The sequence below is a fragment of the Bacillus sp. FSL R5-0585 genome (assembly GCF_038004545.1).
GTDB classification, from domain to species: Bacteria; Bacillota; Bacilli; order Bacillales; family Bacillaceae_G; genus Bacillus_A; species Bacillus_A cereus.
The window spans coordinates 3,325,969-3,351,160 of the sequence record NZ_JBBORJ010000001.1 but is presented as its reverse complement, the minus strand read 5'-3'; the positions used below and the strand labels follow the sequence as shown (position 1 = coordinate 3,351,160).

The window sequence follows — 25,192 nt, the reverse complement described above, 5'->3', positions numbered from 1 at the left end:
GGAAGGGTATTGAAATGTGAAAAAATGTGTTCAGCAGAATAAAAGTAGGGGCTAATGGTAGTTTTATATGGAATCTTTACAAGTATGATTTATATGTTTAGAATACTGCAATGACAAGCGTTTTGTGTATCATATTTGCCTTTCCATGTAAAAAAAATTATATATTTTTGGAGTATGGACTCCAATGTAGGAGGTATGGAAATGGATGATTATAAATTACCTACATATGCTGCTAAGAAACAAACAGGGAATATTGCAGCGGATATTTTAAAAGCTTCTTTACAAAGGTTTGCAATTATTAATCCTCATGAAGAATCTATTGATTTGGGGATAGATATGAGAGGACAAATAGTTGAAAATGGAGTACCGAAAAATCAATTTTTTAATATCCAATGTAAAGGTACAGATAGTTTAGATGTTGAGAGTACAGAAGAGTATTTTACAAAACAAATAAATGTTACTACTATTAATTATTGGAATCAACAAAATGATACTACATTCTTATTCTTAGTGGATAATATTAATGAAAATTGTTATTGGTGCAATCCAATTATTGATTTGAGTGAAAGAATAAGTGAGATTCAAGGACAGGGGACTGTTAGTATTAAAATTCCCAAAACTAATTTAATAAATAAACAAACTACAGAATTACCTAAAGAATTTATTCAGAGTATTATATTATATGTAGTGAATCATTTAAATGTAGCTACTTCACTAGTAAAGAGATTAAGTAATGCTTTAGAAAATAATGAAAGTTTAGATTTAGATTTTTTAATTCAATTATTACAAAATATTATTCCTTCAATAGAGGAAATTCAGGGACATTACGATATAATCATTGAGCATTTAATACAAGAAATAAAAGATAGTTGGTCTGAATCTAAAGAATACTTGAAAAAGTTAATTCGTAATTTACCAGCAAGGAATTGGGTGTCTAATTTCCAAACTGATACTGGATTTTTAAAATCAAGTAAAAGCTATAATGATTTAAAGCAAGAAGTAAATAGTATACTAACAGACTTCGGATCTAATAAAATAACAATCTCTAGATTAGAAGATTTAAAGGAGAACTATAAAGAGCTTTTAGAGTATCAAATAAATCTATTAGGTTTTTTATATGAAATGAGTTGTGAAGATAATCCTTATGGGGATTATACAGAACTTGAAAATGAGTTGGATAAGCTTGTTGATAAACAAAGAAAATATAACAACTAAACTTCACTTAGACACTTTATTTTGAACTGTATCACATGAGATGGTAAACATGAAAAGAGAATTTATTTTTGATATGACTAAGATAAGTAATATTAAAAAGAAATAATTTAAGGAGAGACAGATGGCAAAGATAGAAGAAGCATATAGTCTGGAATATGAAGAAGTAATCGATGCCGAGAAAGCTTATGAATTATATTGGGATGGTTTAATACAAGAAAAAAGAGCATTTGAATGTCCAGGATGTAGTTTGAAAATTACGGCAGCAAATATAGATAAAGAAAGAACTGAGATGAAAAACACTCCTCACTTTAGGGCCTATGGTATACATGATTTTGAATGTAGCTATGAATTTGAAAAAGACAAGGAAAGAAAAAATACAAACAATACAAAAAATAAAAAACAATTAACTATAGATAAACAAGAGGATTCATTATTTTTAGAAAGACCAAATAGCCATCAGTATGTAAACCGAAGGGTGAATGTTAAGTCTAGCATTAGCGATAATGATAAAAAAAGTTGTTTAAAGAATAATAGCATTAATAAAAATTATCATAAGAAATCTAGTAGTTACTATAGCATTAAACCATTGGTTTCAAAATTTATTAAATATAAAATTGAAAATAAGTTAACAGAGAATCTTATAAATATTAAAGGTTATAGCATTTCATACGCAGATATGTTTACTGATCTTACCCAAGTTAACCTAAGTAATATTAGTAAGTATAAAAGAGTTTATTACGGAGATGGAGAAATAGTTAGGTCAAGAAAGAACAATGGTGATTATATTATCTTTTTTAAACCTGGTATTACTAATAACCAAAATAAAACGACTGCGCTTTATATTTCAAGTGAATTAATTCAAAAGACTCTAACCCATAATAAATGGACTTCAGTAATAAGTAATCTTACAGAGAATCAAATACGTGTTAGATTTTTTGCTTATTGTAAAATTTCATATAGAGATAAAGGAAGTTTTATAAATTTAATACACTTATCCAATCTGGACTTTTTTGATTTTAGACTACTATAACATAAAGTGAGTATAGGCTAACAGCTGAGATATTTCTTTTTATTTGTATAAAACCAAGAAATTATATAAGAGAAACTATGGTTTGCGCTAACTATGTTTTCTTATTATTAAAATATAGTTGTTTATAGCTTATACAAGAGGTAAGAGATTCAGGCTCATTAATTCATTTTCATAGAATAATCTAATAGTTGACCAAGAGAAACAGTTATTGACCAAATCTTGACCAGTAGACAAAAAATTTATTCTTTAAAAAAGTACATTGATTCGCTACATAAAGAAAACCCCTTGACTATCAAGGGGTTTTTCGTATGATCCCGACTGGCCTCGAACCAGCGACCTCCACCCTGTCAAGATAAGAAACATGTATTTTATGTTTCGAGAATATCGAGCGGGAAGATAGATGTATCAAAGGATTATAGGATACTTTGTATTTCTTTATGCCAATTCTGTGACGTGAAAAAATAAAATTTTTTGATCAGTTTTTAATAAGTTTAAAGAAAGGTTTATATTGAAAAAATGTGACTATAACTCCTTTATATTATGAGAATTAGTATAGTCATTTTTATTTGGTAGAATTAGAAGTTTCTTAAATATCAATTGTGTAAATGTATATTTAGAAATCAGGTTGGTTGGATTATAATGGAATAGATGAAATGGTTATCAAGTAATAGTTCTTTAAAGGAGTTAACGAATATGGCTGATCAAAGTTCAAAGAGACTTTACCAAGAATTGTGGAATAGTGGAGATATTTTGCGTTCAAAAATGGATGCAAACGAATACAAAAACTACTTACTTGGCTTAATTCTTTATAAATACTTATCGGATAAGATGCTTTATTATGCAGCTGAATTGCTTGAAGAAGAAGTTGCTGATATAAATGAAGCTCAAAAAATTTATATTGATGCATTCAATGATCCTGAAATAAAGGAAAGTTTAATAGAAGAGTTAAAATATAATTTTTCTGTTGCTTTAGAACCAGAATTGACTTTTACAGCTCTAGTTCAAGCGATTGAAAAGGGGAAATTCCAATTAGAAGATTTAGCTCAAGGATTTCGTAATATTGAACAAAGTAGTGAGTTGTATGAAAATTTGTTTGAAGACGTAGATCATTATGCAAAAAGTTTAGGTGCAACAGCTCAGAAACAAAATCATACAATTTCTACTGTTATGAAAGAATTAGCCTCATTGGATATTGTTCATGAAGGGGACATGTTAGGATATGCGTACGAATACCTGATTGGCCAATTTGCTTCTGTATCAGGAAAAAAAGCAGGCGAATTTTATACACCTCAATCAGTTTCTAAATTAATGGCTCAAATTATTCTTCAAGGGAAAGAAAATCAAAAAGGTTTTAGTGTGTATGATCCTACAATGGGGTCCGGTTCATTACTATTAAATGTAAAAAAGTTCTCCAATGAACTTGGAACACTTAGTTATTTTGGACAAGAATTAAACACTTCAAACTATAACCTTGCACGAATGAATATGATTCTTCATGGTGTAGGTGTAGCTAACCAGCACTTGCATAATGCTGATACTTTAGATACTGACTGGCCAACGGAGGAACCAACAAAATTTGATGGTGTTTTGATGAATCCGCCATATAGTGCAAAATGGTCAGCCAATGAAGAATTTTTGGATGATCCACGTTTTTCAATGTATGGAGTGTTGGCACCGAAATCTAAAGCAGACTTTGCTTTCTTATTACATGGCTACTATCACTTAAAAGATTCTGGCGTGATGGCGATTGTATTGCCTCATGGTGTATTGTTTAGAGGGGCATCTGAAGGGAAAATACGTAATATTTTGCTTGAGAATGGAGCTATTGATACAGTGATTGGTTTACCAGCAAATATTTTCTTTGGCACAAGTATTGCAACAACTTTGCTTATCTTGAAGAAAAACCGTGATAGCAAAGATGTATTGTTTATAGATGCATCTAATGATTATAAAAAAGGTAAGAATCAAAATAAATTAGATGATAAACATATTGATAGAATTCTGGATGCATATAACCGTCGTGAAGAAATTAGAAAATATGCATACGTCGCCGAATTTGATGAAATCGTAGAAAATGAATTTAACTTGAATATCCCACTTTATGTGGATACTTTTGAAGAGGAAAAACCTATTTCTCTGGTTGAAGTCGCTCATAATATGCAAAAAACTCAAAAGCAAATTGCTGAATCAAACCGAAATTTAGGAGAAATGATTCAAGAATTGACTGGAACAACAAAAGAAGCACAAAAAGAATTAGAGCAATTTATTTCTCTTCTAGATTTTGGGATTTATCCAGGCGGTGAACATAATGAGCAATAAAATACCTCAAATACGTTTTGAAGATTTTTTTGATTATTGGGAGCAACAGCATCTATCTGAGTTGATGGATTTTTCAAATGAAATTAATGCTCCGAGGGAAAAAAAAAATAGCGCTATGGATATTCTTGTGGAGCAATCTATTACTTATGATAAAGTTGTAAATTCAGTGGAAGTTGAAAAAGCCTCTGAATTTGAAAATGAAGTGGAAAATGGTGACCTTGTTTTTCTTCAATCATCAGGGGCTTTAAATGAAGTTGGGTGGTCTAAAGCTTGTGTGGATCAGAATTATACATTAAACAACAGATTTTTTATCAAAGGAAAAAAGAAAAAAGAATTTGATGCACGCTTTGTTGAACTCGCTTTAAATAATAAAAATAGAAAGCAAATTGAAAGGAAAGCTGTTAGAGGTACAAGGTTTAATATAAGTCGATCAACTCTTAGTAGTGTTATTATTCTAAACCCTTCAATTGCAGAACAAGAAAAAATAGGGAGATTTTTCCTTGGAATTGATAAAACTATTGCTCTTCATCGGCGCGAGCTTGAAAATTTAAAAGAAAGTAAAAGAGGTTTTTTGCAAAAAATGTTTCCTAAAGATGAGGAATGTGTTCCAGAACTTCGTTTTCATGGATTTACTGATGCGTGGGAACAGTGCAAATTAGAAACTATCGTAGAGAGGGTTACAAGAAAAAACAAAGACTTAGAATCAAAACTTCTTCTAACAATATCTGCTCAGTACGGATTAGTTGATCAAAATACATTTTTAAAAAAGCAAGTAGAAAGTCGAGAGATTAGTAACTATTATTTGCTGAAAAAAGGTGAATTTTCCTTTAATAGGAGCTACTCTAATGAAAATCTTTGGGGAACAGTAAGACGTCTGGAAAGATATGAAATGGGTGCCGTATCAACAACGCATATTAACTTTAAACCAACTTCTGTTGATTCAAATTTTTTAGTTTCATACTATGAAACTAATCAATGGCATAAAGAGTTTTCTAGGCGTGCTGCTGAGGGTAGCCGAAATCAAGTACTACTAAATATATCAGCTCAAGATTTCTTTAATACAAATGTTAAATTACCTAAAGGTATTGAAGAACAAAGACGAATAGGTACTTTTTTTGAGAAACTAGATGATATCATTGCTCTTCATCAGCAACAATTAAATATTTTAAAAGAAGCAAAGAAAGCTTTCTTACAAAAAATGTTTGTATAAGAAAATATAAATTATGATTGAATGACGTAATTAAAAGGTGCTTTTGTAGCAGATGAATGCTTTTATGCGTTCAGATTTGGAAAAAACCATGAGAATAGATAACTTATAACTAAAACAACTATAGTAGTTCGTGTCGGTTTTTAATTTCTAATATTTCTCAAATAAGGACTGTTTGTACGTTTCGAAATATATATGAGGATATATATTTCTATCTATAAAAAGACTAAATTTAAATATTTGATGGATCAACAAAATGCTGATTTGTTGAAGAGGTGATTATATTTTGGAAAATCAAGATAGGATGAAAATGAAGGAGAACTATGTAGTAATAGGAAATGGATTTGATTTAAGTATGGGTATGGCAAGCTCATATAACCATTTTTTAAATAATGTTATAAAACAGTATAATTTGAAGGCGAATGAAGATATTTACGATTTTAATAACTTATTTGTCAGGGAATTTCACGGTAGAGAATTAAATTGGTCAGACTTTGAAACGATATTTGAAACTCAAATGATCGAAATTAATGAATCCTTAGAATATAGTAAGCATGATCAATTAAAGAATTATAGAGTAAATAAATTGAATAAGGATCTCAAAGAGCTAGAAAAACTGTTTTATCATTATATCAAAAGGGAATATAATGAGTGGAAAGATAAACTAGATAAAGAAAAATTACAAATAAATCCATTTTATTCAAAGTTATTTTTGGATAAAAAAACCCATATCATGACGTTTAATTTTACAAAAGTCTTAGATGATATTTTTGTGGTTAACAAAATTAAAAAAGATAAAATTTATCAGTTACATGGTTCATTAGAAGATAATAATATTATTTTCGGTGGTGGATTTACTGGTAACAATGATATTTCGAAGGTTAGTTTAGAGGGATCGCTAACAAACGATAAACTAGTAAGAATAAAAAAGGATTCAATATTGTTCCCTAGAAGAGAAGAGTTAATCACAAAGGTGAATCAAGCAGAAAATAATTCATTTAATTTGTTTATTCTAGGACACTCTATTATGGGAAGTGATTTTATTTTTCTTCAACCTTTTTTTGAAAAATCCGGAAAAATTTATATATTCTACTATAATCAAGATTTTTCAGAAAAATTACAGTTTTTCATTAAACAATTAGGTAGGGAGTACGCTGAGAAAATTTATTTAGTTCCTTTTTTCGACGTATTGCACACTGATGATAGTGAAGTGGTCATCAAAGGATTAGATGAATATGAACTGGTTAAGGATGTGTTTAATTTCCCGGTTCCTCAAGATGCTGAAAGTAGTAATCTGTTTGAAGATATCCAAGTGTATAATACGAGTTTTATGCTTCAAAGCATAAAACAAATAAAAATAACTGGGATGACAAGGTTACAAAAATTATTGGATATTTTTGAAAAAGTATCTCCTGAATCCATAAATTTACAAGAGAATTTTGTGATTAACGTTGCTGATGTAACTGATTCTATACTACTCTCAAAATTATTTACAAATGATATTTATAAAGAATCTTTAAAACAAGCTAGTAAAATTGAGATTACTAATTGTGATATAAACTGGCGCGATTTTTATAATGCATTTGAAGAAAATGAATTAGAAGAGTTGGTGCTCAAAGATAATAGAGTAGTATATGAATTAAATAAAAATGAGCTTGATATTTCAAAATTACCTAAACTCAAGGATTTAGAAATTTGCAAGAATGAATTTCGACATTGTAATGAGACTAACAGTGAAAAACAGAATTTAAAAATTAATGATTTTAGAATAATATTGAAAAATCCGTCGAACTATTTATATAGAATCATTGTATTAGGCAATCAAGTAATAAGAGTAGATGAAACATTATGTACTAATGGTGTAAAAAGTAAGGTTGTTAAAATGGAAATAGACTCCAAAGTTTCGAAATTATGTTTCCCTGAAGTGGAATATATAGAGTTATATGGTTTGGATGATGCTCCATTACCTAATATAGAATTAAATGGAAATGTTAAGAGTATTAAATTAATTGACTTTGATAGTGAAAAGTTGTACATATCAGATTTATTTAATCCTAAAGACAATAGATTGCACAAACTGCAAGAATTTGAAATTAATAATATACCTTTAAAGGAACTATATTCTAATGTTTTATATAATATTTTTGATTATGAGCCAATATTAAAGTTTAATAGTAAAGAAATAACTTTTTCTGAAATATTAAGTGAACAAATTAGTTGCATGAAAAGGAATAATTTAATGAACTTATTTATTAGTTCGGATACTGAAAAGGTCGATGAAAACACTTTATCAAACACTATTATTAGTTCGGATACTGAAAAGGTCGATGAAAACACTTTATCAAACACTATTATTAGTTCGGATACTGAAAAGGTCGATGAAAACACTTTATCAAACACTATTATTAGTTCGGATACTGAAAAGGTCGATGAAAACACTTTATCAAACACTATTATTAGTTCGGATACTGAAAAGGTTGATGAAAACACTTTATCGAACACTATGATTTCAAGGAAACTTTTAATTTCAGATAAAGAAATTAAAAGTTTTGCTGACAAGTGGTATATAAATTATGGGGATTTGAAATATTTCCTAAACAATTATAATAATAATTTAAGTCTTCAGTATCAAAATGGTTTTCAAGATTTGAAGAAAAAAGTAGATTTTAAAAAATATAAGCAAGATGGAGGAAAGATTGAACGCTTACTATTTTATCATAATCAATTCAGTAAGGACCTGGAAGCTCTTATTGATCGTTATTCTGTAGAGGAGTTCAACACCCAAGAGAAAAAGGATATCATTTTTACATAATTTACGCAGTTTCATAAATACATGTATCTAAGGATATACACTTATGTCTAACATACTAATTATGAATTAATTAGTGAGTATATCCAACTAAAAAAATGATGAAGCAGTTTAACACCTAGTTAAACTGCTTTTCCATTATAATAGAAGAAAAAACAAATGGAGGAACCCCCCATGCCAACCTACAACAAACTAATCCGAAATAAAATCCCACAAATAATAAAATCCAACGGAAAAACACCCACAACAATAATCCTACCCCAAGACGAATACATAAAAGAAATCTGCAAGAAAACAGAAGAAGAACTAACCGAATACCTAGAAGCAGACACAAAAGAACATAAACTAGAAGAACTATCCGACCTACTAGAACTAATAAACGCCCTAGCCGAACACGAAGGCACAACACTAGAAGAAATCAACAACATCCGAAAAAAGAAAGCAAAAGAACGAGGCGGCTTTTCAAATCGAGTCTTTCTAATCGAAGTAACCGATAACTAGCCCCTCCTAAGCCCCTTACAAGCCCCTACCAAGTAATAAATCACTAAGAAAAAACATAACAAAACAAAAACACCAACAAACACCGTAGTAGTAGGAGTCGAAAAAAATTTTGAAATAACACGCCAAAAACCCTGCCATCCTCCCATATATATTATGAAGAGGTTTTTACTTTTGAACGGAGACGGGAGGAACTTTGATGGCGGTGTATCGTAATGTGCAGGTGAATTTTTGGCAGGATGATTTTGTTTTGGATTTGACGCCGGAGGAGCGGTATTTTTATGTTTATTTATTAACTTGTTCGAAGACGACGCAGTGCGGGATTTTTCCTTTTCCGAAGCGATTAGCTGAGATGGAGACTGGTTATAATCGGGAGACGGTTGATAAGCTTGTGCAGCGCTTCATTGATTATGGGAAGATTCTGTATGATGCGGATACACGGGAGTTATTCGTTTTGAATTGGCTTCGTTATAACCCTGTGACGAATACGAATGTGGAGAAGTGTGTGCTTCGTGAGCTGAAGGGTGTGAAGAATAAGGAGTTTGTACATATGTTTCTTCAGAAGTGCGTAGAGGAGGAGCTGAATGTTCCGATGCTTTTAGCGCATTTCGGTATGCCGAGTGAATTGGCTGTGGATGATGTTGAGCCAGTTTGTGAGGAGACAGAGGCGGAAGAAGAGGTTATAGAGGAAGAAACGGGAAGTCGTGTGTTTTCTTTTTATGAGCAACATTTCGGTAGTTTGTCTCCTTTTGCGGTGGAGGAACTAAGTGCGTGGATGGAAGATTTGTCAGAGGAGCTTGTGCTGAAGGCTCTTCAAATTGCGTTTGAGAATAATAAGCGGACGATTGCTTATGTGAAGGGGATTTTACGCGATTGGCATGGGAAGGGATTTACGAAAGTGTGTGAGGTTGAGGCGGATACGGCTAAGTTTCGGAAGAAGGAGTCGTCTGTTAGTACGGGGGAGACGGAGGAGTTTTTGGCGAGGTGTGAGGAGTGGGAGAAGAATGCGCCGTCTGAGGAAGAGTTGCAGCGCTTTTTAGCGGAGCGCGGGTGGCGGCCATGAGTATTCAAAATGTGGAGGCGGAAAAGACGGTGTTAGGTTCTCTATTGCTTGATGGAGAGCTTATTAAGGAGTGCCGTTTGACGGAGCAGTATTTTTCGATGCCGGTGCATAAGTCTATATTTCAGTTAATGCGAAAGATGGAAGGAGAGGGGCAACCGATTGATCTTGTGACTTTCACTTCTAGGTTGGACCCGAATTTTTTGAAGGGCATCGGGGGAATGGAGTATTTTATAGGGTTAATGGATGGTGTGCCTACTACTAGCAACTTCTCATATTATGAGGGGCTTGTTCGAGGTGCGTGGAAAATGTATCAGGCTGGTGTTCTTGGGCACAAGATGGGAGAGCGTCTTATTGCGGAGAAGAGTGAGAAAGTTATCGGTGAGACGATTACGGCGCTTTGTGAGTTAGAGGAGAAAGACTCTGTATGTGAATTTGATTTGAAGGATGCGTTAGTTGATTTGTATGAGGAGCTTCATCAAGATGTGAAGGAGATTACTGGTATTGAGACTGGTTATACATCGTTAAATAAAATGACGTGCGGATTGCAGGAAGGTGATTTTGTCGTCCTTGGTGCGCGTCCTTCTATGGGGAAGACTGCGTTTGCGCTAAATGTTGGACTACATGCGGCGAAGTCTGGAGCGGCGGTGGGATTGTTTTCGTTAGAGATGAGTAGTAAGCAATTATTGAAAAGGATGGCTTCTTGCGTAGGCGAAGTGTCAGGAGGTAGGCTGAAAAATCCGAAGCATCGTTTTGCGATGGAAGATTGGGAGAAGGTAAGTAAGGCGTTTGCGGAGATTGGTGAGTTGCCATTTGAGATTTATGACAATGCAGGCGTTACGGTGCAAGATATTTGGATGCAAACTCGTAAGTTAAAGAGGAAGCACGGTGATAAAAAGATTTTAATTATTGTAGATTACTTGCAGCTTATTACGGGCGATCCGAAGCATAAGGGCAATCGATTTCAGGAGATTAGTGAAATTTCGCGTAAGCTTAAGTTATTAGCGCGTGAATTAAATGTTTGTGTAGTAGCGCTGTCGCAATTGTCTCGTTCTGTAGAGTCACGACAAGATAAGCGTCCGCTATTATCTGATTTAAGAGAGACGGGACAAATTGAGCAAGATGCGGATGTCATTATGCTTATGTACCGCGAAGACTATTACGATAAGGAAACGAAGCAGAAAGAGATGACGGAGATTCATGTGGCGAAGCATCGGAATGGGCCTGTGGGGAGTTTTAAGCTGAGGTTTATGAAGGAGTTTGGTCGGTTTGTGGAGATTGGATGATAAAATAGCAGAAGGCATATAAAAAGGTAAAGGAGTGGTTACGGATGACAAAAGTGGGTCGTTTATATGAGCAAGAGAAACAAGAAGAAATTGATAAAGCACTTTCGGCAGCTGGAATGTTCTTTAAAGGAATGAGTGTAGAAGAAATAGCTAAAAAATTAGATGTAACAATTGAAAAGGTGAAAGAGTGGGAGAAGCGTTTATCTCATTAATCGCTGGGTTAATTGGAATATTCCGCAAAGGGAAAATGGCAGCGTCTGTATAAATTTATACAAAAATAGCCGACTATTTACTATATAATAGTCGGCTATTTTTGTACGGAGAAGTTGTTAGGTTTAATACGCAAATCTTTTGGTTTGCTCTTGAATATGTTCCTCATTTCCCCATAAAGAAGGATTTTCTCTCTGCAGTAATCCATTGCTGCAAATCATCTTGGCTACGTCGGACAAGTCTATTGACTAACACATCATGCCATACATAATCCTCTAATAAGTATATATGAACGGGGTCATCTGTATAAAAAGCAATATTACGCTCTTCAAGTGATGGTCCATAAATCATCTCTTTAGAATCTATCGATACAATAAACCAATGTTCTGTAGACAAGGTCTCTGTATAAGGTGTTATGCGGTGGGCTTCTAGATTTTTAATGGGATTTTCAACATGCAGGGTAATACCTTGTATTGTAACTTTATCAGCTACTTCAGATAGATCTTCTTTTAACGCTTCATACATCTCATCCCACATTGAAATGACAATACGTCGTTCTGCTTTTTTTATTAATGCCTGACAGTAACTAATGATTGTTTGATTGTCTTTTAAAGTAATTACTCGATTATCCGTTTTTTCCTCAGAAGTTTCTAGTTTCTTTAATGAATCACTAATTCCTTCATAAGTAGACTGCCATTCTGATTGCGCCTTCTGTAAAAAGATTTCAACAGGTAGAGGTGAATAGCGGGTGGTGTCATTTATTTCTTCTTTCATGACAATTCCTTTTTCTACAAGGTTACCTAAAATCTCATAAATTCGCGCTCTTGGGACACCCGAATCTTTACTCACTTGATAGGCTGTGACAGGCCCTTGTTTAACAAGAGATACATAAGATTTAGCTTCATATTCATTAAAACCAATTTTTTTAAGCTGTTGCACTATGTAGTCCACTTTTTTCGTCCTCCGATGTTTGCTGTTATATTTCAACGTTACAATAACTCTTTACATTTAGCAAATTGATAGTTACTATTACAATAGTGACTAAAGGGGAGGCTACTAGTATGGATTTGTATTTAGACCCATCCGTATTAATTATTTTGATTGTTTTTGGATTTGTAGCTGCATTTATTGATTCAGTTGTAGGTGGTGGTGGACTCATTGCTTTACCAGCTTTATTATTTACAGGACTGAATCCAGCAAGTGCAGTAGCTACGAATAAACTAGCGTCGACAATGGGAAGTGCAACTAGTAATATTGTGTTTTATCGTTCTGGTAATCTTGATTTGAAATCGGCGTTTAAATTAGTTCCGCTCACTTTCATAGGTTCCATAATAGGGGCATGGATCGTTCATTTAATGAATCCAGAAGTATTGAAGCCATTAATGCTGATCATGCTTGGTGTGGTCGCTATTTATACGATATTCAAAAAGGATTGGGGAAGTATTTCCACTCATAAAAAATTGTCTGGTCGACACGTCATTATTTTTACCTTTTTTATTTTTGCTATTGGTTTTTATGATGGATTTCTAGGTCCTGGAACAGGTTCGTTTTTAATGTTTTCTCTTTTATTTATTGGGTATGATTTTTTAAAAGCAGCAGGTAATGCGAAGCTTCTTAATTTAGGAAGTAATGTTGGTGCATTATTGATGTTTATGTATGTAGGGCAAGTAAACTATGCGTATGGTTTTATAATGGGGATTGCTCAAATTGCTGGAGGGATTGTTGGCTCCAAATTTGCTATAAAAAAAGGGAGCGGGTATGTTCGTGCTCTTTTCATTACGGTAACTTGTTTATTGTTAGCGAAAAATCTGTATGACTATATTCAGTAAGTAATCAAAGGACGTAGAAAAGGTCAAGATTACATAAAATATAAGAAGAAATTAGGAGGAAATTCTTTTTAACATTTTTTAGATGCTACCTTATTTGAAGATAGCATCTAAAAAAGTCTTATTAAAAAGGAGAATCTAAGTGAAAAGAATATAAACTCATATTTTTCTATGTAAAATTTCATTTGTTTTGTTTACATAATATCTTTACAATCATTTGATAAAATATATGTAACTGCATATTGTGAGGGTGGATGGTTATCCCTTCTTTCTATTCGGAAGGAAAGGAGGTGATAATATGGAGTTTTTGTTTGACCTTGTAAAAGAGTTTGTCAAAGCGACTATGCGCGAAGTTTCAGCGTATTTTTTGCGGAAGCAACTTCTGGATAAGGACAACAAAAAACCCACTCCGCGCCGTCACAAGCAAAAGGGTGGGTTCCGCAAAAAGAAATAGCTTATAATAACCACCACCCTAAGCGGTAGCAGTTAAGGAAGAGATGTTAGCGCATCTCTTCTTTTTATTATATGCCATTTTATTTGATGTCATACTTATATAGTATTCTACGGAAAATATATCATATTCCTATTTTGTGGTCAATTTGATCCCGCTTTAACGGGCAGTAAGACCCCCACCTCAAAATTCAGTGGAAGCAAAGAAGTTAGGTGGGGGTCGGGCTGTCCGTTAAAGTCCGATTGGTGAGGGCTGATTAAAGTTTCACTTTATTGCATGATTGAAAAGGTGTAGTCTTATTCCTTTTCAAACTGAAAAATATCCCGATTAATGAGTTGGTGGAGGTACCTATCCATTTCAGCAGCAGAAACTTTTCTTTCATTTTGAAACCACCATGCGCTTAATGAATTGATTGCCCCAGAATAAAATTCAATGATTAAATCATTTGGTATCGTATGGTTTTTGCAAAGTTGATTTAATGCTTCTATTTCTTGTTTTCTCGTTTCGTGACTTAAATAATGTGTACGGGTAATAAATTGTTCATCAGACATTTGCATTTCTAATATTTTACCGAGTTCTTCATGATGTAGGAATTGTTCCATTACTTGAAATGGTTTACTTAATCGATCTGAAACCGGTATTTCAGCAATCATCTTGCCGTATCGTTTAAATCCAAATGTTAATAAAGCATCTTTATCTTCAAAGTGTTTATAAAAGGTTGTTCGGTGTACCATAGCGCGGTCACATATTTGGTTAATCGTAATCGTACTATATTTCTGTTTTGATTGCGTCATTAATTCAAATAAGGAATCCCACAGTAATTTATGTGTACGTCTAATACGTAAATCAAGTTGTTTTTCATTATCATTCATCTACAATTCTCCTTTTTTGTAGATTAAATATACAGTGGTTGAAAATTGATTCTCCCTTTTTAATCTACATATGTATATTATATTACATGTGTTTAGGTATATTTAAAGTTTTTTAAGTAAGAAACAGGAGGAGAATCTGTAAATGAATATGACAACTAAGAGCCCAGCAAGTGGCAAAGTTGATACTTCTAATATGAAACATACCCCTATTTTAATTGCATTACTTTTAGGGGCAATGGTTGCATTATTAAATGAAACATTACTTGGTAATGCGTTAACGGTATTAATGAAAGAATTTGATGTAACAGCTTCAACAATTCAATGGCTTTCTACAGCTTACATGTTAGTAGTTGGTGTTTTAGTCCCAATTACAGCGTTACTTCAGCAATGGCTCACAACGAGACAAATGTTTTTGATCGCTATGGTAACGTTTTTAGCTGGTACATTAATTGCGGGATTTGCGCCGACATTTTCCGTTTTATTAGTCGGCCGTATCGTCCAAGCGGTAGCGACAGGGTTAATTTCACCGTTATTAATGAATACGATTTTAATTATTTGTCCGCCTGAAAAACGTGGTGCGACAATGGGATTAATCGCACTTGTGATGATGGCAGCTCCAGCAATTGGTCCTACATTATCCGGAGTAATCGTAGACTCACTAAATTGGCGCTGGTTATTCTATATTGTTATTCCTGTCGTGATCATTTCCATTATGATTGGAATGAAGTACATTCAAAATGTTTCAGAGTTAACAAGGCCAAAAGTAGATTATCCATCTATCCTTTTATCGACATTAGGATTTGGCGGACTTGTGTATAGCTTTAGTGCATCAGGTGACTTAGGATGGTCTGATGCGAAAGTGTATGGCACTTTACTTGTTGGGCTTATCTCATTATGTATTTTTGTCGTTCGACAATTAAAAATTGAGAATCCAATTTTAGAATTACGCGCATTTAAAGTTCCGATGTTTACATTATCAGTTGGATTAATTGTCATTGTGATGATGTCGTTATTTTCAACGATGACTTTATTACCGATGTTCCTGCAAACAGTTTTACTCGTTACAGCGTTTAAGTCAGGGATCATTATGCTTCCGGGAAGTATTATTAGCGCTATAATGGGACCGATTGCAGGTAAACTATTTGATAAATTTAGTCCGAAAGTTATTATCGTTCCCGGCATTGTGTTAGTAGGGATTGCAATGTTCTTATTTAAAGGCATTACTCCTGATACATCAATGGTACAAATTATTGTTATGCATAGCGTATTAATGGTTGGACTCATGTTTGTCATGACAGCACAAACATACGGTTTAAATCAATTAACACCAGATTTATATCCACACGGAACAGCACTGTTTAATACGTTGCAACAAGTAGCTGGCGCAATTGGTACGGCTATCTTTATTTCGAAAATGTCTTCAGGAACTGCTAGCTATATGGAAAGCTCCGCAAATCCAATGGATCCAGTAGAGAAGTTAAACGGTTTAACTTCAGGATTCCAAGGTGCATTTACACTTGGGTTAGTCTTTATAATTGTTGCATTTATCGTCTCGTTATTCTTAAAAGAAGAGAAAGAAGGAGTAAAGGAAGCGAGAGTTTTACAGAACGAACATTAAGGTTTATAAAAAAGACATCTTTCCCTAGAAAAGATGTCTTTTTTATATTTTTTTCGTAACACTTGTTTTGGTTGGCTTCATACATAAGAATTGGTATGTACAATAATTATCCTTTTTGAGAATAAGGATGCAAAGCCGTACTAATAACCAATAGTTCACCAGATGATTTAGTGACATCGTATATAGATCCTGTTATGAGAATAGGCATAGTCATGATTGTCAAATTGTTATATTGGTATTAAATGATTTATACGTTTTTTATAGTAAAAATTAGAGACACTTCAATAAAGAGGAATTAAATATGGTATTCTTTAGTTAAGATATGTAAACGAAGACGGGGGAAATGAAGATGGATAAGAAGCTAAAGTATTGGCTAGCATCTATTATAGGGGGAGTAGTACTTGCAACTGGTATGACTTATGGAATATTACAGTTTGCTGAAGTCCCGCTTGAGAGTGAGGACCATGTTTTTGCAGAGGTTAATAAAGAAGACATACTATCGAATGAAGCAGAAGTGAAAGGTTCAAATGCACAACTTCACATTACAGTAACTTCTACTGAAGAAGAAGTTATTTCAGCTACGCATAGTATGACTCATCAAAAAGTAAAAGCGTGTGAAGGAAAGGGTGCAACCCCTATGTCCAAAAAGAATGCAGAGAAAGTAAGAAACATTCTAAACGGAAACAATTTCAAGAATAAAGAAGAGCTATTAGAAATTACTGAAAGATGGGCAAATAGAGATTTTAGTAAAATTTTAGAAGAACATAACTATTTTATTAAACTTCAAGGTGGCAAGATAGGTGAAGCTACAGTAATGGATAAGATAGACGAGAAAGTATTCTGTTCCAATACTTTCGGTGATGATGTAACGGCCGCATTAGTTAAATCAGGAGATCTTCAAGCGCTGTAAGGTGTTTTTTCTTTAATATAAAGAAAGCCTCAAGTATTCATATACTTGAGGCTTTTCCAATGGAAAGATAGGAATGATCCGAATTCCTTACATTAAGAACAAAGTGGAATTACTCCTAAACCAATTAATAAAGCTGCAGCAACTGCTGGAATTGGTACAGGAATTTGAATACCTTCTACAAATAAGAAATACTGACCACTTACTATTTTAAAACAAACTAATTGCATGGCTATTCCTCCCTTCTTTTAAAATTAATACATTATATTAGTTTATCTATTTATTTTTATAGTTAAATTATTCATTTTTAAAAATATAGTTAATATGTAAATAGTTTTCGAAAGGACCTGCTCAATCAATACGAAAAAACATAAGATGAAACGAATCCATTAAAATACATGAGTGAACCTTAGTTTTCCCCTCTTATCTAAAGGAGGAACTATTATGGGCTATGGTGGTAGTTGTGGCGGTTGTGGCTTTTCTGGAGGCTTTGCTTTATTAGTTGTGTTATTCATTTTATTAATCATCGTTGGAGCTTCTTGCTTCTGCTAAAAACTATTGGAAAAGACACTCATATAGAGTGTCTTTTCTTTCGTGCAAAATGATTCTTGATAATATCCAACTGTATATAGTATACGGTATATTTTTTCCTCATTAGACATATAAAAATGTTGGAGGGATGTTATGAAACTAGTAGGGAAGCACATTTATATTCGGTTTTATAAAACTGCTGATGCTAACGAGTTAGCTAACTTACATATTAGAAATCGCGAATTTTTTCAACGAGTTTGCCCGTTGCTCCCAGAAGTTTTTTATAAAGAAATACAGTAAAGAGCTAAATACTAATAGTTAATTTATGTTTTCTTTGGATGAGTATCTCGATAGTGAGGAGATACTCATCTTTTCTTATGAGGGATTCAACTTCTTTGTTTATAATACTTCGAATGTATACTTTTATTTTATATTTTGAGAGTATCAGAAGATTTGGTGTGAACTCAATGTTTAAGGTAATTTAAAAGTTTACTTTCAAGAATAACAAAAAAAGCGTCCTATATTAAGAGGACTTTTTTTCTATTTCCCTTATTTTTTTCCGCAACTGTTTGCCAAGTGAACATGCTCATTAAAAATGTTGTTGTTAATTTGTTTTTCATATTTCTTTAATTCTTCATTGATTTTACTGCCAGTTTTACTTTCAAAACTTTTCTCTAATTCTGCTGCTATATCTCTTAGACTTGTTTGTAATTCATGAAATGCCCCTATGTTTTTTTGAAGAGCATATGTATCTTCTTTTATAATATCTATTGATTTAAACCCTACTTCTGTTTTTAACATCATACGTTGCATTTCTCTTTCAATCTGTTTTTTAGCAGCTTGTAACTCCTCAACAACCTGATTCGCTAAATCTCCTGTAACACTTTCGATTTGCTTTTCTATCTTTTTAATTTCCCCCATAAAATCCATCATATAATTATCTCCTTATCTAAACTGAAAATTCCCCGCTAATTGATTATCTTTATCCCTAAGTGAATTTGCTGCATCACTAATTTCATCCCCAAATCTACTTAAACTTTTTTGTTCTTTTCTTAAAAGATGAATTAATTCTTCTGCTAGGTTTGCGTCATGGAAATAGTCATTTCCACCTTTTCTAATTTTAGCAATTTGTGAGATGGCTTCATCTACTTCGTGTTCTTCTAATAAATGATATCTTCCACCTGGCCCTGTTTCATGTTTTAATTGATTTTTTAACTTTTGAACTGCTTCAGCTTCGTTTCTTTGAAACTCTTCTATATTTTTTGCGATATCTGATAATCGATTGCTGAGTGTTTGAATTTTTTTTGCTTGTCTTATAATGTCTTCAGGTTCTAATTTTAATATGGGACTTCCATTTGAATGAAAGGATCCCCTAAATGTATCTCTGCCGTGTCCGTCCATAGTTAAACGTGTAAAAAGTCCTTGTTTTGTATCGTTCTGTCTCACTGTGTATTGCTTACCAATTAGAGGTGCACCGAATTGAGTGTGGTTACCAATCGGGTCATTTTCATGTGTATAATCAGTTGCTTTATTGTCCATTTTCCCTTCATCTACTCGTCTTTTTGCTTCAGGACTTAGTATACGATAGGGATTCGGTGCAGCCCATGTAGTTGCATAACAATCTAATTCTGCAGCGATAAGGTCTGCTTCTGCACCACCTTTACTATGTCCAGTGGTATGAAGAGAAGAAGGGTTATATTTTGCTACGATGTCATTTTTTGTCCATTTTAATCCAGTATCAAATGATGTTTCAGAATCAGGTTTTATAGTTTGACTGTTACTTGGAGTAATTACTTTAGAATGTGTTTTAATTCCAAACGTAATCTGATCGATATCTGTTTCGAAATCTGCTAATTGGTTAGGCTCTGTCCCACGAAATGCTAGAATTATCTCATCATAATGTGTTGCATTTTCATCATATTTGTCTGCTGGTACTACCGCGATAGCTTCTAATCCATTTTTTACTTTTTGAGAATCTGCATCTATTGATTCTATTACTCTCCATGTTTTTCCATTATTAGTTGTTATTAGTTTACCTTTTTCTAAAACTTGGTCATCATAAACTTGATCTGATAGTTCGAAATAATCTTCATCTGTTGCAATGGGATTCCTTTTAAATTCATTCATATGTTTCTCAACTCGTTTCATGGTATATTTTAACTATATTTAAATACAAGGGGATTTTAAATGAAAAAGAAATTGGTAATTATTTTATCCATTATTTGTATTATAGCAGGAGGTTATTTTACTATGGAATACTTAAAACAAAAAGACGAAGAGGAAAAGTTTTGGAAAGTGCAAGAAGCACGAGTAGAAAAGTATATTCGTTATAATATTCAGGATGTAAAATCTATTACGTTTACAGAAAAGAGTGTAAGTCCTATGGGAGTCCCAAGATTAAAAGGTTATATAAATAATAATAAAGAATTAGATTTCATAGCTCGTATAAGTACAACTGAAAACTTTGAAGATAAGTTTACATGTTCTGGAGAACTATATGATAACTACATGAAAAAACCAGCAAAGTCCGTATCTGAAATTGAAAAAGAGGAGAAGGAAAAGAAACAAGATTAGTTTTTGCACTACTCTTATTTTCTGTATCCCATTTTAAGAAGAATACATTGGTAGACTTTTTATAAGGAGATTTCCAATGAAGAAAGTAATGATTTTGGTTGTATCTGCTGTGATACTCATAGCAGGAGGGTATTTTACAATGGAATACTTAAAACAAAAAGAAAAAGAAGAAAAGTTTTGGAAAACACAAGAAACAAGAGTAGAAAAATATATTCATTACAATATTAAAGATGTGAAATCTATTACGTTTACAAAACAAGAGTTGAATCCGATGGGAATCCCTACTATAAAAGGATATATAAATGGTGATCAAGAATTGTGGTTTGTAGCAAGTATTAGTACCACAGAGAATTTTGAAGATCATTTTGGATGTTCTGGAGAACTATATGATAACTACATGAAAAAACCAGCAAAATCGGTATCTAAAATTGAAAAAGAAGAGAAAGCAAAAAACCAAGAGTAGTTCTTGCAACTACTCTTGGTTTCTGTACCCTATTTTAGAAAGAGCATATGTTAACTAGCTTTGAATATAAGGGGATTTCCAATGAAGAAAGTAATGATCTTGGTTGTATCTGCTATAGTGCTCATAGCAGGAGGATATTTTACTATGGAATACTTAAAACAAAAAGAAAAAGAAGAAAAGTTTTGGAAGGCACAAGAGGCACGAGTAGAAAAGTATATTCATTACAATATTCAAGATGTAAAATCGATTACATTTAAAGAACACAGTGTAAGTCCAATGGGTGTTCCCAGATTAAAAGGTTATATAAACAATAATGAAGAATTGTATTTTATAGCTTATATTAGTACTACAGAAAATTTCGAAGATGATTTCACACGTTCTGGAGAACTTGGAAAACTAATAAAAAACCCTAAAAAATCGGTATCTGAAATTGAAAAAGAAGAGAAGGAAAAAAAACAAGAGTAGTCTTTGCGATTACTCTTGTTTTTTATTATAGAAAAATAAAATATTTGAAAGTTTTTAACAATGGATTATAATATATTTAGTAAAATTAACCAAATACGTATTTTACTCATTATGTACTAAAGGGGAGATAAAAATGGCAGGGCAAATTCGTATGTCACCAGAGGAGCTTAAATCGAAAGCGGCTCGATATGGACAAAGTGCAAATCAAATTGAAGACATTTTACGTCAACTACAAAACTTACAAAATGAATTAAGAGGAGAATGGGAAGGACGTGCTTTTGAAGGTTTTGATCAACAGTTCAATCAATTAAAGCCAAAAGTACAAAACTTTGCACAGCTATTACAAGAAATTAATATGCAGCTTAATAAAACTGCAGAGGCCGTTGCTTCTCATGATGAAGAATTATCACGTAATTTCGGTTTGAAATAAGAAATTTTGTTATTTTTACATAAAATTCTTGGAAAATGATAGAAAGTAGACTAGTATTCATAAGTTTACATTCGAAGATACATAATAAAAAACAGTAGTGATTCTGAAGTGCACCCCAATTGTTAGACTATGTCTAACAATTGGGGTGCACTTCAGAAAATAGGTGGGCTTTTTAATGCAGAAAAAAAGACACCCAAAGGTGTCTTCTGACTTGAATTAACATTTTAGACCGGACGGTTCGGTCTAAAATAGGGTTAAGATATTAACAAATTAATTTTCTTAATATTCACCTGTAGCATATTCTCTCTTATTCTTTTAGTTAAAAATAATAAATAGCAATCACTGCTAGCGAATTATTAATCATGTGCATTATAATTCCCACATATAAACGCCCGGTTAACTTATAAGTACAACCTAAACCAATTCCCAAAAGGAAATATGGAATTGTTTCTAAAGAAAGAAGACTAACATGCATACCTGCAAAAATAGCTGAAGAAACAAGTACACCTAACCAGGAATTTTTAAAAATTCCATGCTGTATAACACCACGATAGACAATTTCTTCACCAATGGGTGCTACTAGAGCAATAGAAAATGCGAAGACTAAAATGGGTAACGTTACTTGGCTTTCTAATTCAACTTGATTAGATGACTGAAAACTTATAAAGTCTGCTAGTAACAGCGGTAGGGATTTACATACTACAGTTAGTACTAGACCTAAAAGTAAGCTTTTTGGCAAACTCATCGTAAAATTATTTTGATTTGTAAAAGGCTCTTTAGATCTACGATAATAAAAATAAATTATTAGAACAACTAACAAATCAATTGCGTCAAACGAAATGCTCATCCCGCCAAACTGTTCATCACTAATGAAATAAACTAGTGCGATAAGTTGCTTTAAAATCATATAAAACACAAAAATCCCTAACGATATTGCCGACATTTTATTGAATCGACATTGTTTTTTTAATATACCAAACACAAAAAATCCTCCTTGAAATAATTTTAATTCGTAGAACATGATAACAAAGTCTAACTTCTTTTGCACTACTTATATAATAAAAATACAATTTAAATATATCTAAATTATATAATATCAACTTAGGAATATTTAAATAAATGGTAATAGGGGTTACCATTTACTACACCTACGGAAATAGGCGTGCTTTCTATTCATAAAGAAAAGACACCCTAAGGAGCCTTCCTCCGACTTGAATCATCTTAATTTAAATAATATGGGGCCCGCTAACATATTAAAAAGTACACATTTACGAATCATGTCTGGACCAACTCTATCAATTTGCTATACTTATATTTGGAAGTTTTATACATATAAGTGAAGGAAGGAAATTAGTTGGGGCAAGTACGTGTTGATCCAGATAAAATGGAAGAGAATTTTTCACAGACAGAAAATATGAGCCGAATGATTATGTATGGGGAACTGTTTCTACAGTTGTAGGTGGCACTCCTAAAGTTATTGGTCGAGTATTTGGTAAATATGGAGAGTTAGAGCAAAAAGCGAAGGATTTAGGGAAAGTATCAAAGGTAACTGAAGAGATTGGATGGAGTATGCCAAGAGGTGGCGGCGTCATTGATGGGCGTAAGTATACTGAACATGCGCTTGAAAGAATGGCACCTGATACAATTCAGGTTCGAGCAGAACTTACAAAACGAGCACGTGAGCGAGCTGAAAGAAAAGGGTATACATTCGGATCAGATAAATACATGGAAGAATTAAAAAAGTTGATCCTCAAGGAATGACTCCAAATGTAGTTGAAGATATTATAAAAACGGGCACTCGCAAACCAGGAGACAATCCTGGTACTTGGAAATACGTTAGAGACGAAGGCTACGTAGTTATAAATGATAAAGGTGACGTTATCACAGTTGTTCCCGCAAAGAAAAAAGAATAGAATGAATAGCATAGTAAGTAATCTATGACAAAAAGGTTGAGGAATATTGGATATTAAACATGATAAGTATGAGTTACTAGAAATTTTCGAAAGCGAACCAGAAGATTACTATATTCCAGGTGCAGGTGCGTATCGATATAGTAAAATTGATAAACTTGGATTTGAACTGGTTATGAATATGTTCTATTATGATGCAACAGTTGAATTAATAATGCTATACGAAGACAAACGTATCATAGAAACCAAGATGGAATCAGTGAAAGAAATATATACTCGTAATGATTCACTATACATTATAGGTACAGAAGAAAAGAAAAAAATCGAAGTAAAATTCAAGCCACATTTTACAGTTACAATAAATGAGTTTTAAAAACTTGAAATCAATGTTCGTAAATATTCTGAACATGCTTTAGAAAGAATGGCTCCGGATACAATACAAGTTCGAGCTGAATTAGAGGCACATGCCAAAAGTAGAGGGCTTGTACGTAGTACACAGAAATTTAAAGAATTTGTTAATCCTAGAGGTATCACAACTTCTGTAGTAGATTTTCTGTGCCTTTCCATTAGAAAATCAAGACTGATATAAAAAATGAGTAGAAAAAACAAGGCTCTTACTTCGTGGATACCGCTACAAAGTAAGAGCCTTGTTTCATTATATTTGTTCATACAGTTTTCCTTGGAGTCTTCTGTTTTCATCCTTCAATCGCTTATTCTTTATCAATTTTTCGAACAGGTTGCTCCCAAAAGTTTTTTATACAAAATAACATCAAAAAATACGTCTTGAACAAGTATGAAAAAAGAAAGCTGAAGGGCAAGTAATCCTTTTGGAATCTTTTTAAGAGAAAATGATAAACTGATCGGAGACATTTCATTAACTCAAATTGTTAGGGGAGACCTCCAAAGCTGTTATACGGGATTTACTTTAGATAAGGAGCATAATGCTAAGGGCTATACAATAGAGGCTCTTCAACTTGTTGTAGATTTCGCTTTTAGGAAATTAAAGCTACATAGAATGGAATCAGGAGCAATGCTTGATAATATAGCATCTATTCGTGTATTAGAAAAAGTCCTACATAAGGGGACTTTTTCTAATACATATAGATTAAAATAATAATAGAAATTTTTTATTTTTTTCCACAACTATTAATTAAATCATATTGTTTAGAAATCATTTCATTTCGAATTTGATTGAGATGTTTATGTAATGTTTCTTTTATTGCACTACCTGTTTTGCTTTCAAAACTTTTGTTTAATTCAATTCCTTGTTCAGATAAACTTTTGCATACATCATGAAATGCTTCTTTATTTTTTTGAATGGCATGTTTTTGGCTTGCTACTATGCTATTTGTTTTGAATGCTACATCAGTTTTTAAAAGTGATTGTTGCAGTTCTTTTTCTAATTGCTTTTTAACAGCTTGCAACTCATCTATAATAGTTCCAACTGCACCAACTGTAGCTTTCTCTATTTCTTTCTCTATTTTTTGAATTTCCCCTATAAAATCCATCAT

General features: G+C 32.8%; 26 protein-coding genes and 3 pseudogenes. 22 read left to right on the top strand and 7 right to left on the bottom strand.

Translation table 11 applies throughout. The features are described 5' to 3' along the window. Positions 1 to 201: 201 nt before the first annotated feature. The 9 genes from MKY38_RS17260 to MKY38_RS17220 all read left to right on the top strand — a co-directional run bounded on the left by MKY38_RS17260 (position 202) and on the right by MKY38_RS17220 (position 11,636). Positions 202 to 1,215 (top strand): DUF4365 domain-containing protein, encoded by a 1,014-nt coding sequence (locus MKY38_RS17260; RefSeq protein ID WP_061681581.1) that lies wholly within the window; start codon positions 202 to 204, stop codon positions 1,213 to 1,215. Between the two features lie 121 nt (positions 1,216 to 1,336). Further along, positions 1,337 to 2,245, top strand: a complete 909-nt coding sequence (locus MKY38_RS17255; protein ID WP_061681579.1) for a hypothetical protein — start codon at positions 1,337 to 1,339, stop codon at positions 2,243 to 2,245. Positions 2,246 to 2,938: 693 nt separating this feature from the next. Continuing rightward, complete coding sequence (locus MKY38_RS17250) at positions 2,939 to 4,564, top strand: type I restriction-modification system subunit M (protein WP_061681577.1); 1,626 nt, start codon at positions 2,939 to 2,941, stop codon at positions 4,562 to 4,564. After that, entirely contained in the window at positions 4,554 to 5,774 is a 1,221-nt protein-coding gene (locus MKY38_RS17245; protein ID WP_080451247.1) for a restriction endonuclease subunit S, read from the top strand. The genes MKY38_RS17250 and MKY38_RS17245 overlap by 11 nt, the downstream gene beginning before the upstream one ends. A 283-nt stretch (positions 5,775 to 6,057) precedes the next feature. Beyond that, entirely contained in the window at positions 6,058 to 8,583 is a 2,526-nt protein-coding gene (locus tag MKY38_RS17240) for an AbiH family protein (RefSeq protein ID WP_341049243.1), read from the top strand. A gap of 171 nt (positions 8,584 to 8,754) precedes the next feature. Continuing rightward, positions 8,755 to 9,081 (top strand): nucleoside triphosphate pyrophosphohydrolase, encoded by a 327-nt coding sequence (locus MKY38_RS17235; protein ID WP_341049241.1) that lies wholly within the window; start codon positions 8,755 to 8,757, stop codon positions 9,079 to 9,081. 196 nt (positions 9,082 to 9,277) lie between these two features. Continuing rightward, positions 9,278 to 10,141: a DnaD domain-containing protein gene (locus tag MKY38_RS17230; RefSeq protein ID WP_071732639.1), complete on the top strand. Its 864-nt coding sequence runs from the start codon at positions 9,278 to 9,280 to the stop codon at positions 10,139 to 10,141. Further along, a complete protein-coding gene (gene dnaB, locus MKY38_RS17225; RefSeq protein WP_341049239.1) occupies positions 10,138 to 11,424 on the top strand; it encodes a replicative DNA helicase in 1,287 nt (428 codons plus the stop codon). The genes MKY38_RS17230 and dnaB overlap by 4 nt, the downstream gene beginning before the upstream one ends. Before the next feature lie 44 nt (positions 11,425 to 11,468). Beyond that, the gene (locus MKY38_RS17220; protein ID WP_070179783.1) at positions 11,469 to 11,636 is read left to right on the top strand and encodes a sigma-70 family RNA polymerase sigma factor; all 168 of its coding nucleotides are present in this window, start codon (positions 11,469 to 11,471) and stop codon (positions 11,634 to 11,636) included. 163 nt (positions 11,637 to 11,799) lie between these two features. On the opposite strand, the gene MKY38_RS17215 is transcribed toward MKY38_RS17220, so the two are convergent. Further along, a complete protein-coding gene (locus tag MKY38_RS17215; protein ID WP_048565174.1) occupies positions 11,800 to 12,585 on the bottom strand; it encodes a TrmB family transcriptional regulator in 786 nt (261 codons plus the stop codon). A 110-nt stretch (positions 12,586 to 12,695) separates the two neighbouring features. On the opposite strand from MKY38_RS17215, the gene MKY38_RS17210 reads away from it, so the two are divergent. Together MKY38_RS17210 and MKY38_RS17205 are read left to right on the top strand one after the other, a co-directional pair. Then, a complete protein-coding gene (locus MKY38_RS17210) occupies positions 12,696 to 13,463 on the top strand; it encodes a TSUP family transporter (protein ID WP_070179784.1) in 768 nt (255 codons plus the stop codon). Positions 13,464 to 13,758: 295 nt separating this feature from the next. After that, a complete protein-coding gene (locus tag MKY38_RS17205) occupies positions 13,759 to 13,914 on the top strand; it encodes a hypothetical protein (RefSeq protein WP_070179785.1) in 156 nt (51 codons plus the stop codon). Between the two features lie 293 nt (positions 13,915 to 14,207). Here the strand turns inward: MKY38_RS17205 and MKY38_RS17200 are convergent, their stop codons facing one another. Continuing rightward, a complete protein-coding gene (locus tag MKY38_RS17200) occupies positions 14,208 to 14,783 on the bottom strand; it encodes a TetR/AcrR family transcriptional regulator (protein ID WP_341049232.1) in 576 nt (191 codons plus the stop codon). A gap of 142 nt (positions 14,784 to 14,925) precedes the next feature. On the opposite strand from MKY38_RS17200, the gene MKY38_RS17195 reads away from it, so the two are divergent. Beyond that, positions 14,926 to 16,401 carry an MDR family MFS transporter gene (locus tag MKY38_RS17195; protein WP_341049230.1) on the top strand — a complete coding sequence of 492 codons (1,476 nt, stop codon included), beginning with the start codon at positions 14,926 to 14,928 and terminating at the stop codon, positions 16,399 to 16,401. A gap of 349 nt (positions 16,402 to 16,750) precedes the next feature. Beyond that, entirely contained in the window at positions 16,751 to 17,311 is a 561-nt protein-coding gene (locus MKY38_RS17190) for a PRK06770 family protein (RefSeq protein ID WP_341049228.1), read from the top strand. A 92-nt stretch (positions 17,312 to 17,403) separates the two neighbouring features. Here MKY38_RS17190 and MKY38_RS17185 read toward each other — a convergent pair whose 3' ends face one another. Then, positions 17,404 to 17,538 carry a hypothetical protein gene (locus MKY38_RS17185; RefSeq protein WP_001177693.1) on the bottom strand — a complete coding sequence of 45 codons (135 nt, stop codon included), beginning with the start codon at positions 17,536 to 17,538 and terminating at the stop codon, positions 17,404 to 17,406. Between the two features lie 214 nt (positions 17,539 to 17,752). Between MKY38_RS17185 and MKY38_RS17180 the strand changes: the two genes are divergently transcribed. After that, a complete protein-coding gene (locus MKY38_RS17180; protein WP_000540375.1) occupies positions 17,753 to 17,860 on the top strand; it encodes a YjcZ family sporulation protein in 108 nt (35 codons plus the stop codon). 132 nt (positions 17,861 to 17,992) lie between these two features. After that, a pseudogene (locus tag MKY38_RS17175) lies at positions 17,993 to 18,130 on the top strand (GNAT family N-acetyltransferase); the annotation flags it as partial. A 258-nt stretch (positions 18,131 to 18,388) separates the two neighbouring features. Here the strand turns inward: MKY38_RS17175 and MKY38_RS17170 are convergent. Further along, a complete protein-coding gene (locus tag MKY38_RS17170) occupies positions 18,389 to 18,772 on the bottom strand; it encodes a hypothetical protein (RefSeq protein ID WP_000968641.1) in 384 nt (127 codons plus the stop codon). Positions 18,773 to 18,784: 12 nt separating this feature from the next. Continuing rightward, on the bottom strand, positions 18,785 to 19,966 hold the full coding sequence (locus MKY38_RS17165; protein WP_341050319.1) for a cytoplasmic protein: 1,182 nt from the start codon (positions 19,964 to 19,966) through the stop codon (positions 18,785 to 18,787). Positions 19,967 to 20,026: 60 nt separating this feature from the next. On the opposite strand from MKY38_RS17165, the gene MKY38_RS17160 reads away from it, so the two are divergent. From MKY38_RS17160 to MKY38_RS17145, 4 genes are all read left to right on the top strand, one after another. Then, entirely contained in the window at positions 20,027 to 20,413 is a 387-nt protein-coding gene (locus MKY38_RS17160) for a DUF1433 domain-containing protein (RefSeq protein ID WP_065224632.1), read from the top strand. A 76-nt stretch (positions 20,414 to 20,489) separates the two neighbouring features. Beyond that, the gene (locus MKY38_RS17155) at positions 20,490 to 20,876 is read left to right on the top strand and encodes a DUF1433 domain-containing protein (RefSeq protein WP_114556269.1); all 387 of its coding nucleotides are present in this window, start codon (positions 20,490 to 20,492) and stop codon (positions 20,874 to 20,876) included. Between the two features lie 81 nt (positions 20,877 to 20,957). Next, positions 20,958 to 21,341 (top strand): DUF1433 domain-containing protein, encoded by a 384-nt coding sequence (locus tag MKY38_RS17150; protein ID WP_251199693.1) that lies wholly within the window; start codon positions 20,958 to 20,960, stop codon positions 21,339 to 21,341. A gap of 133 nt (positions 21,342 to 21,474) precedes the next feature. Further along, entirely contained in the window at positions 21,475 to 21,771 is a 297-nt protein-coding gene (locus tag MKY38_RS17145; protein WP_065224629.1) for a WXG100 family type VII secretion target, read from the top strand. Between the two features lie 319 nt (positions 21,772 to 22,090). On the opposite strand, the gene MKY38_RS17140 is transcribed toward MKY38_RS17145, so the two are convergent. After that, the gene (locus MKY38_RS17140) at positions 22,091 to 22,753 is read right to left on the bottom strand and encodes a CPBP family intramembrane glutamic endopeptidase (RefSeq protein WP_000467045.1); all 663 of its coding nucleotides are present in this window, start codon (positions 22,751 to 22,753) and stop codon (positions 22,091 to 22,093) included. 401 nt (positions 22,754 to 23,154) lie between these two features. On the opposite strand from MKY38_RS17140, the pseudogene MKY38_RS17135 reads away from it, so the two are divergent. The 3 genes and pseudogenes from MKY38_RS17135 to MKY38_RS17125 form a co-directional block, all read left to right on the top strand. Next, positions 23,155 to 23,684: pseudogene (locus MKY38_RS17135) on the top strand (hypothetical protein); the annotation flags it as partial. 46 nt (positions 23,685 to 23,730) lie between these two features. Continuing rightward, positions 23,731 to 24,054, top strand: a complete 324-nt coding sequence (locus MKY38_RS17130) for a hypothetical protein (RefSeq protein ID WP_061113210.1) — start codon at positions 23,731 to 23,733, stop codon at positions 24,052 to 24,054. A 361-nt stretch (positions 24,055 to 24,415) separates the two neighbouring features. Then, positions 24,416 to 24,795 (top strand): annotated as a pseudogene (locus tag MKY38_RS17125) (GNAT family N-acetyltransferase); the annotation flags it as partial. Between the two features lie 13 nt (positions 24,796 to 24,808). Here the strand turns inward: MKY38_RS17125 and MKY38_RS17120 are convergent. Then, on the bottom strand, positions 24,809 to 25,192 hold the full coding sequence (locus MKY38_RS17120; protein WP_044796009.1) for a hypothetical protein: 384 nt from the start codon (positions 25,190 to 25,192) through the stop codon (positions 24,809 to 24,811).

Coding starts and splice junctions, on each gene's coding strand:
- MKY38_RS17210 (WP_070179784.1), top strand. CDS start 12,696: ATGGATTTGTATTTAGACCCATCCGTATTAATTATTTTGATTGTTTTT.
- MKY38_RS17120 (WP_044796009.1), bottom strand. CDS start 25,192: ATGATGGATTTTATAGGGGAAATTCAAAAAATAGAGAAAGAAATAGAG.
- MKY38_RS17150 (WP_251199693.1), top strand. CDS start 20,958: ATGAAGAAAGTAATGATCTTGGTTGTATCTGCTATAGTGCTCATAGCA.
- MKY38_RS17250 (WP_061681577.1), top strand. CDS start 2,939: ATGGCTGATCAAAGTTCAAAGAGACTTTACCAAGAATTGTGGAATAGT.
- MKY38_RS17220 (WP_070179783.1), top strand. CDS start 11,469: ATGACAAAAGTGGGTCGTTTATATGAGCAAGAGAAACAAGAAGAAATT.
- MKY38_RS17155 (WP_114556269.1), top strand. CDS start 20,490: ATGAAGAAAGTAATGATTTTGGTTGTATCTGCTGTGATACTCATAGCA.
- dnaB (WP_341049239.1), top strand. CDS start 10,138: ATGAGTATTCAAAATGTGGAGGCGGAAAAGACGGTGTTAGGTTCTCTA.
- MKY38_RS17255 (WP_061681579.1), top strand. CDS start 1,337: ATGGCAAAGATAGAAGAAGCATATAGTCTGGAATATGAAGAAGTAATC.
- MKY38_RS17235 (WP_341049241.1), top strand. CDS start 8,755: ATGCCAACCTACAACAAACTAATCCGAAATAAAATCCCACAAATAATA.
- MKY38_RS17180 (WP_000540375.1), top strand. CDS start 17,753: ATGGGCTATGGTGGTAGTTGTGGCGGTTGTGGCTTTTCTGGAGGCTTT.
- MKY38_RS17185 (WP_001177693.1), bottom strand. CDS start 17,538: ATGCAATTAGTTTGTTTTAAAATAGTAAGTGGTCAGTATTTCTTATTT.
- MKY38_RS17205 (WP_070179785.1), top strand. CDS start 13,759: ATGGAGTTTTTGTTTGACCTTGTAAAAGAGTTTGTCAAAGCGACTATG.
- MKY38_RS17230 (WP_071732639.1), top strand. CDS start 9,278: ATGGCGGTGTATCGTAATGTGCAGGTGAATTTTTGGCAGGATGATTTT.
- MKY38_RS17245 (WP_080451247.1), top strand. CDS start 4,554: ATGAGCAATAAAATACCTCAAATACGTTTTGAAGATTTTTTTGATTAT.
- MKY38_RS17165 (WP_341050319.1), bottom strand. CDS start 19,966: ATGAATGAATTTAAAAGGAATCCCATTGCAACAGATGAAGATTATTTC.
- MKY38_RS17145 (WP_065224629.1), top strand. CDS start 21,475: ATGGCAGGGCAAATTCGTATGTCACCAGAGGAGCTTAAATCGAAAGCG.
- MKY38_RS17195 (WP_341049230.1), top strand. CDS start 14,926: ATGAATATGACAACTAAGAGCCCAGCAAGTGGCAAAGTTGATACTTCT.
- MKY38_RS17160 (WP_065224632.1), top strand. CDS start 20,027: ATGAAAAAGAAATTGGTAATTATTTTATCCATTATTTGTATTATAGCA.
- MKY38_RS17260 (WP_061681581.1), top strand. CDS start 202: ATGGATGATTATAAATTACCTACATATGCTGCTAAGAAACAAACAGGG.
- MKY38_RS17170 (WP_000968641.1), bottom strand. CDS start 18,772: ATGATGGATTTTATGGGGGAAATTAAAAAGATAGAAAAGCAAATCGAA.
- MKY38_RS17200 (WP_341049232.1), bottom strand. CDS start 14,783: ATGAATGATAATGAAAAACAACTTGATTTACGTATTAGACGTACACAT.
- MKY38_RS17190 (WP_341049228.1), top strand. CDS start 16,751: ATGGATAAGAAGCTAAAGTATTGGCTAGCATCTATTATAGGGGGAGTA.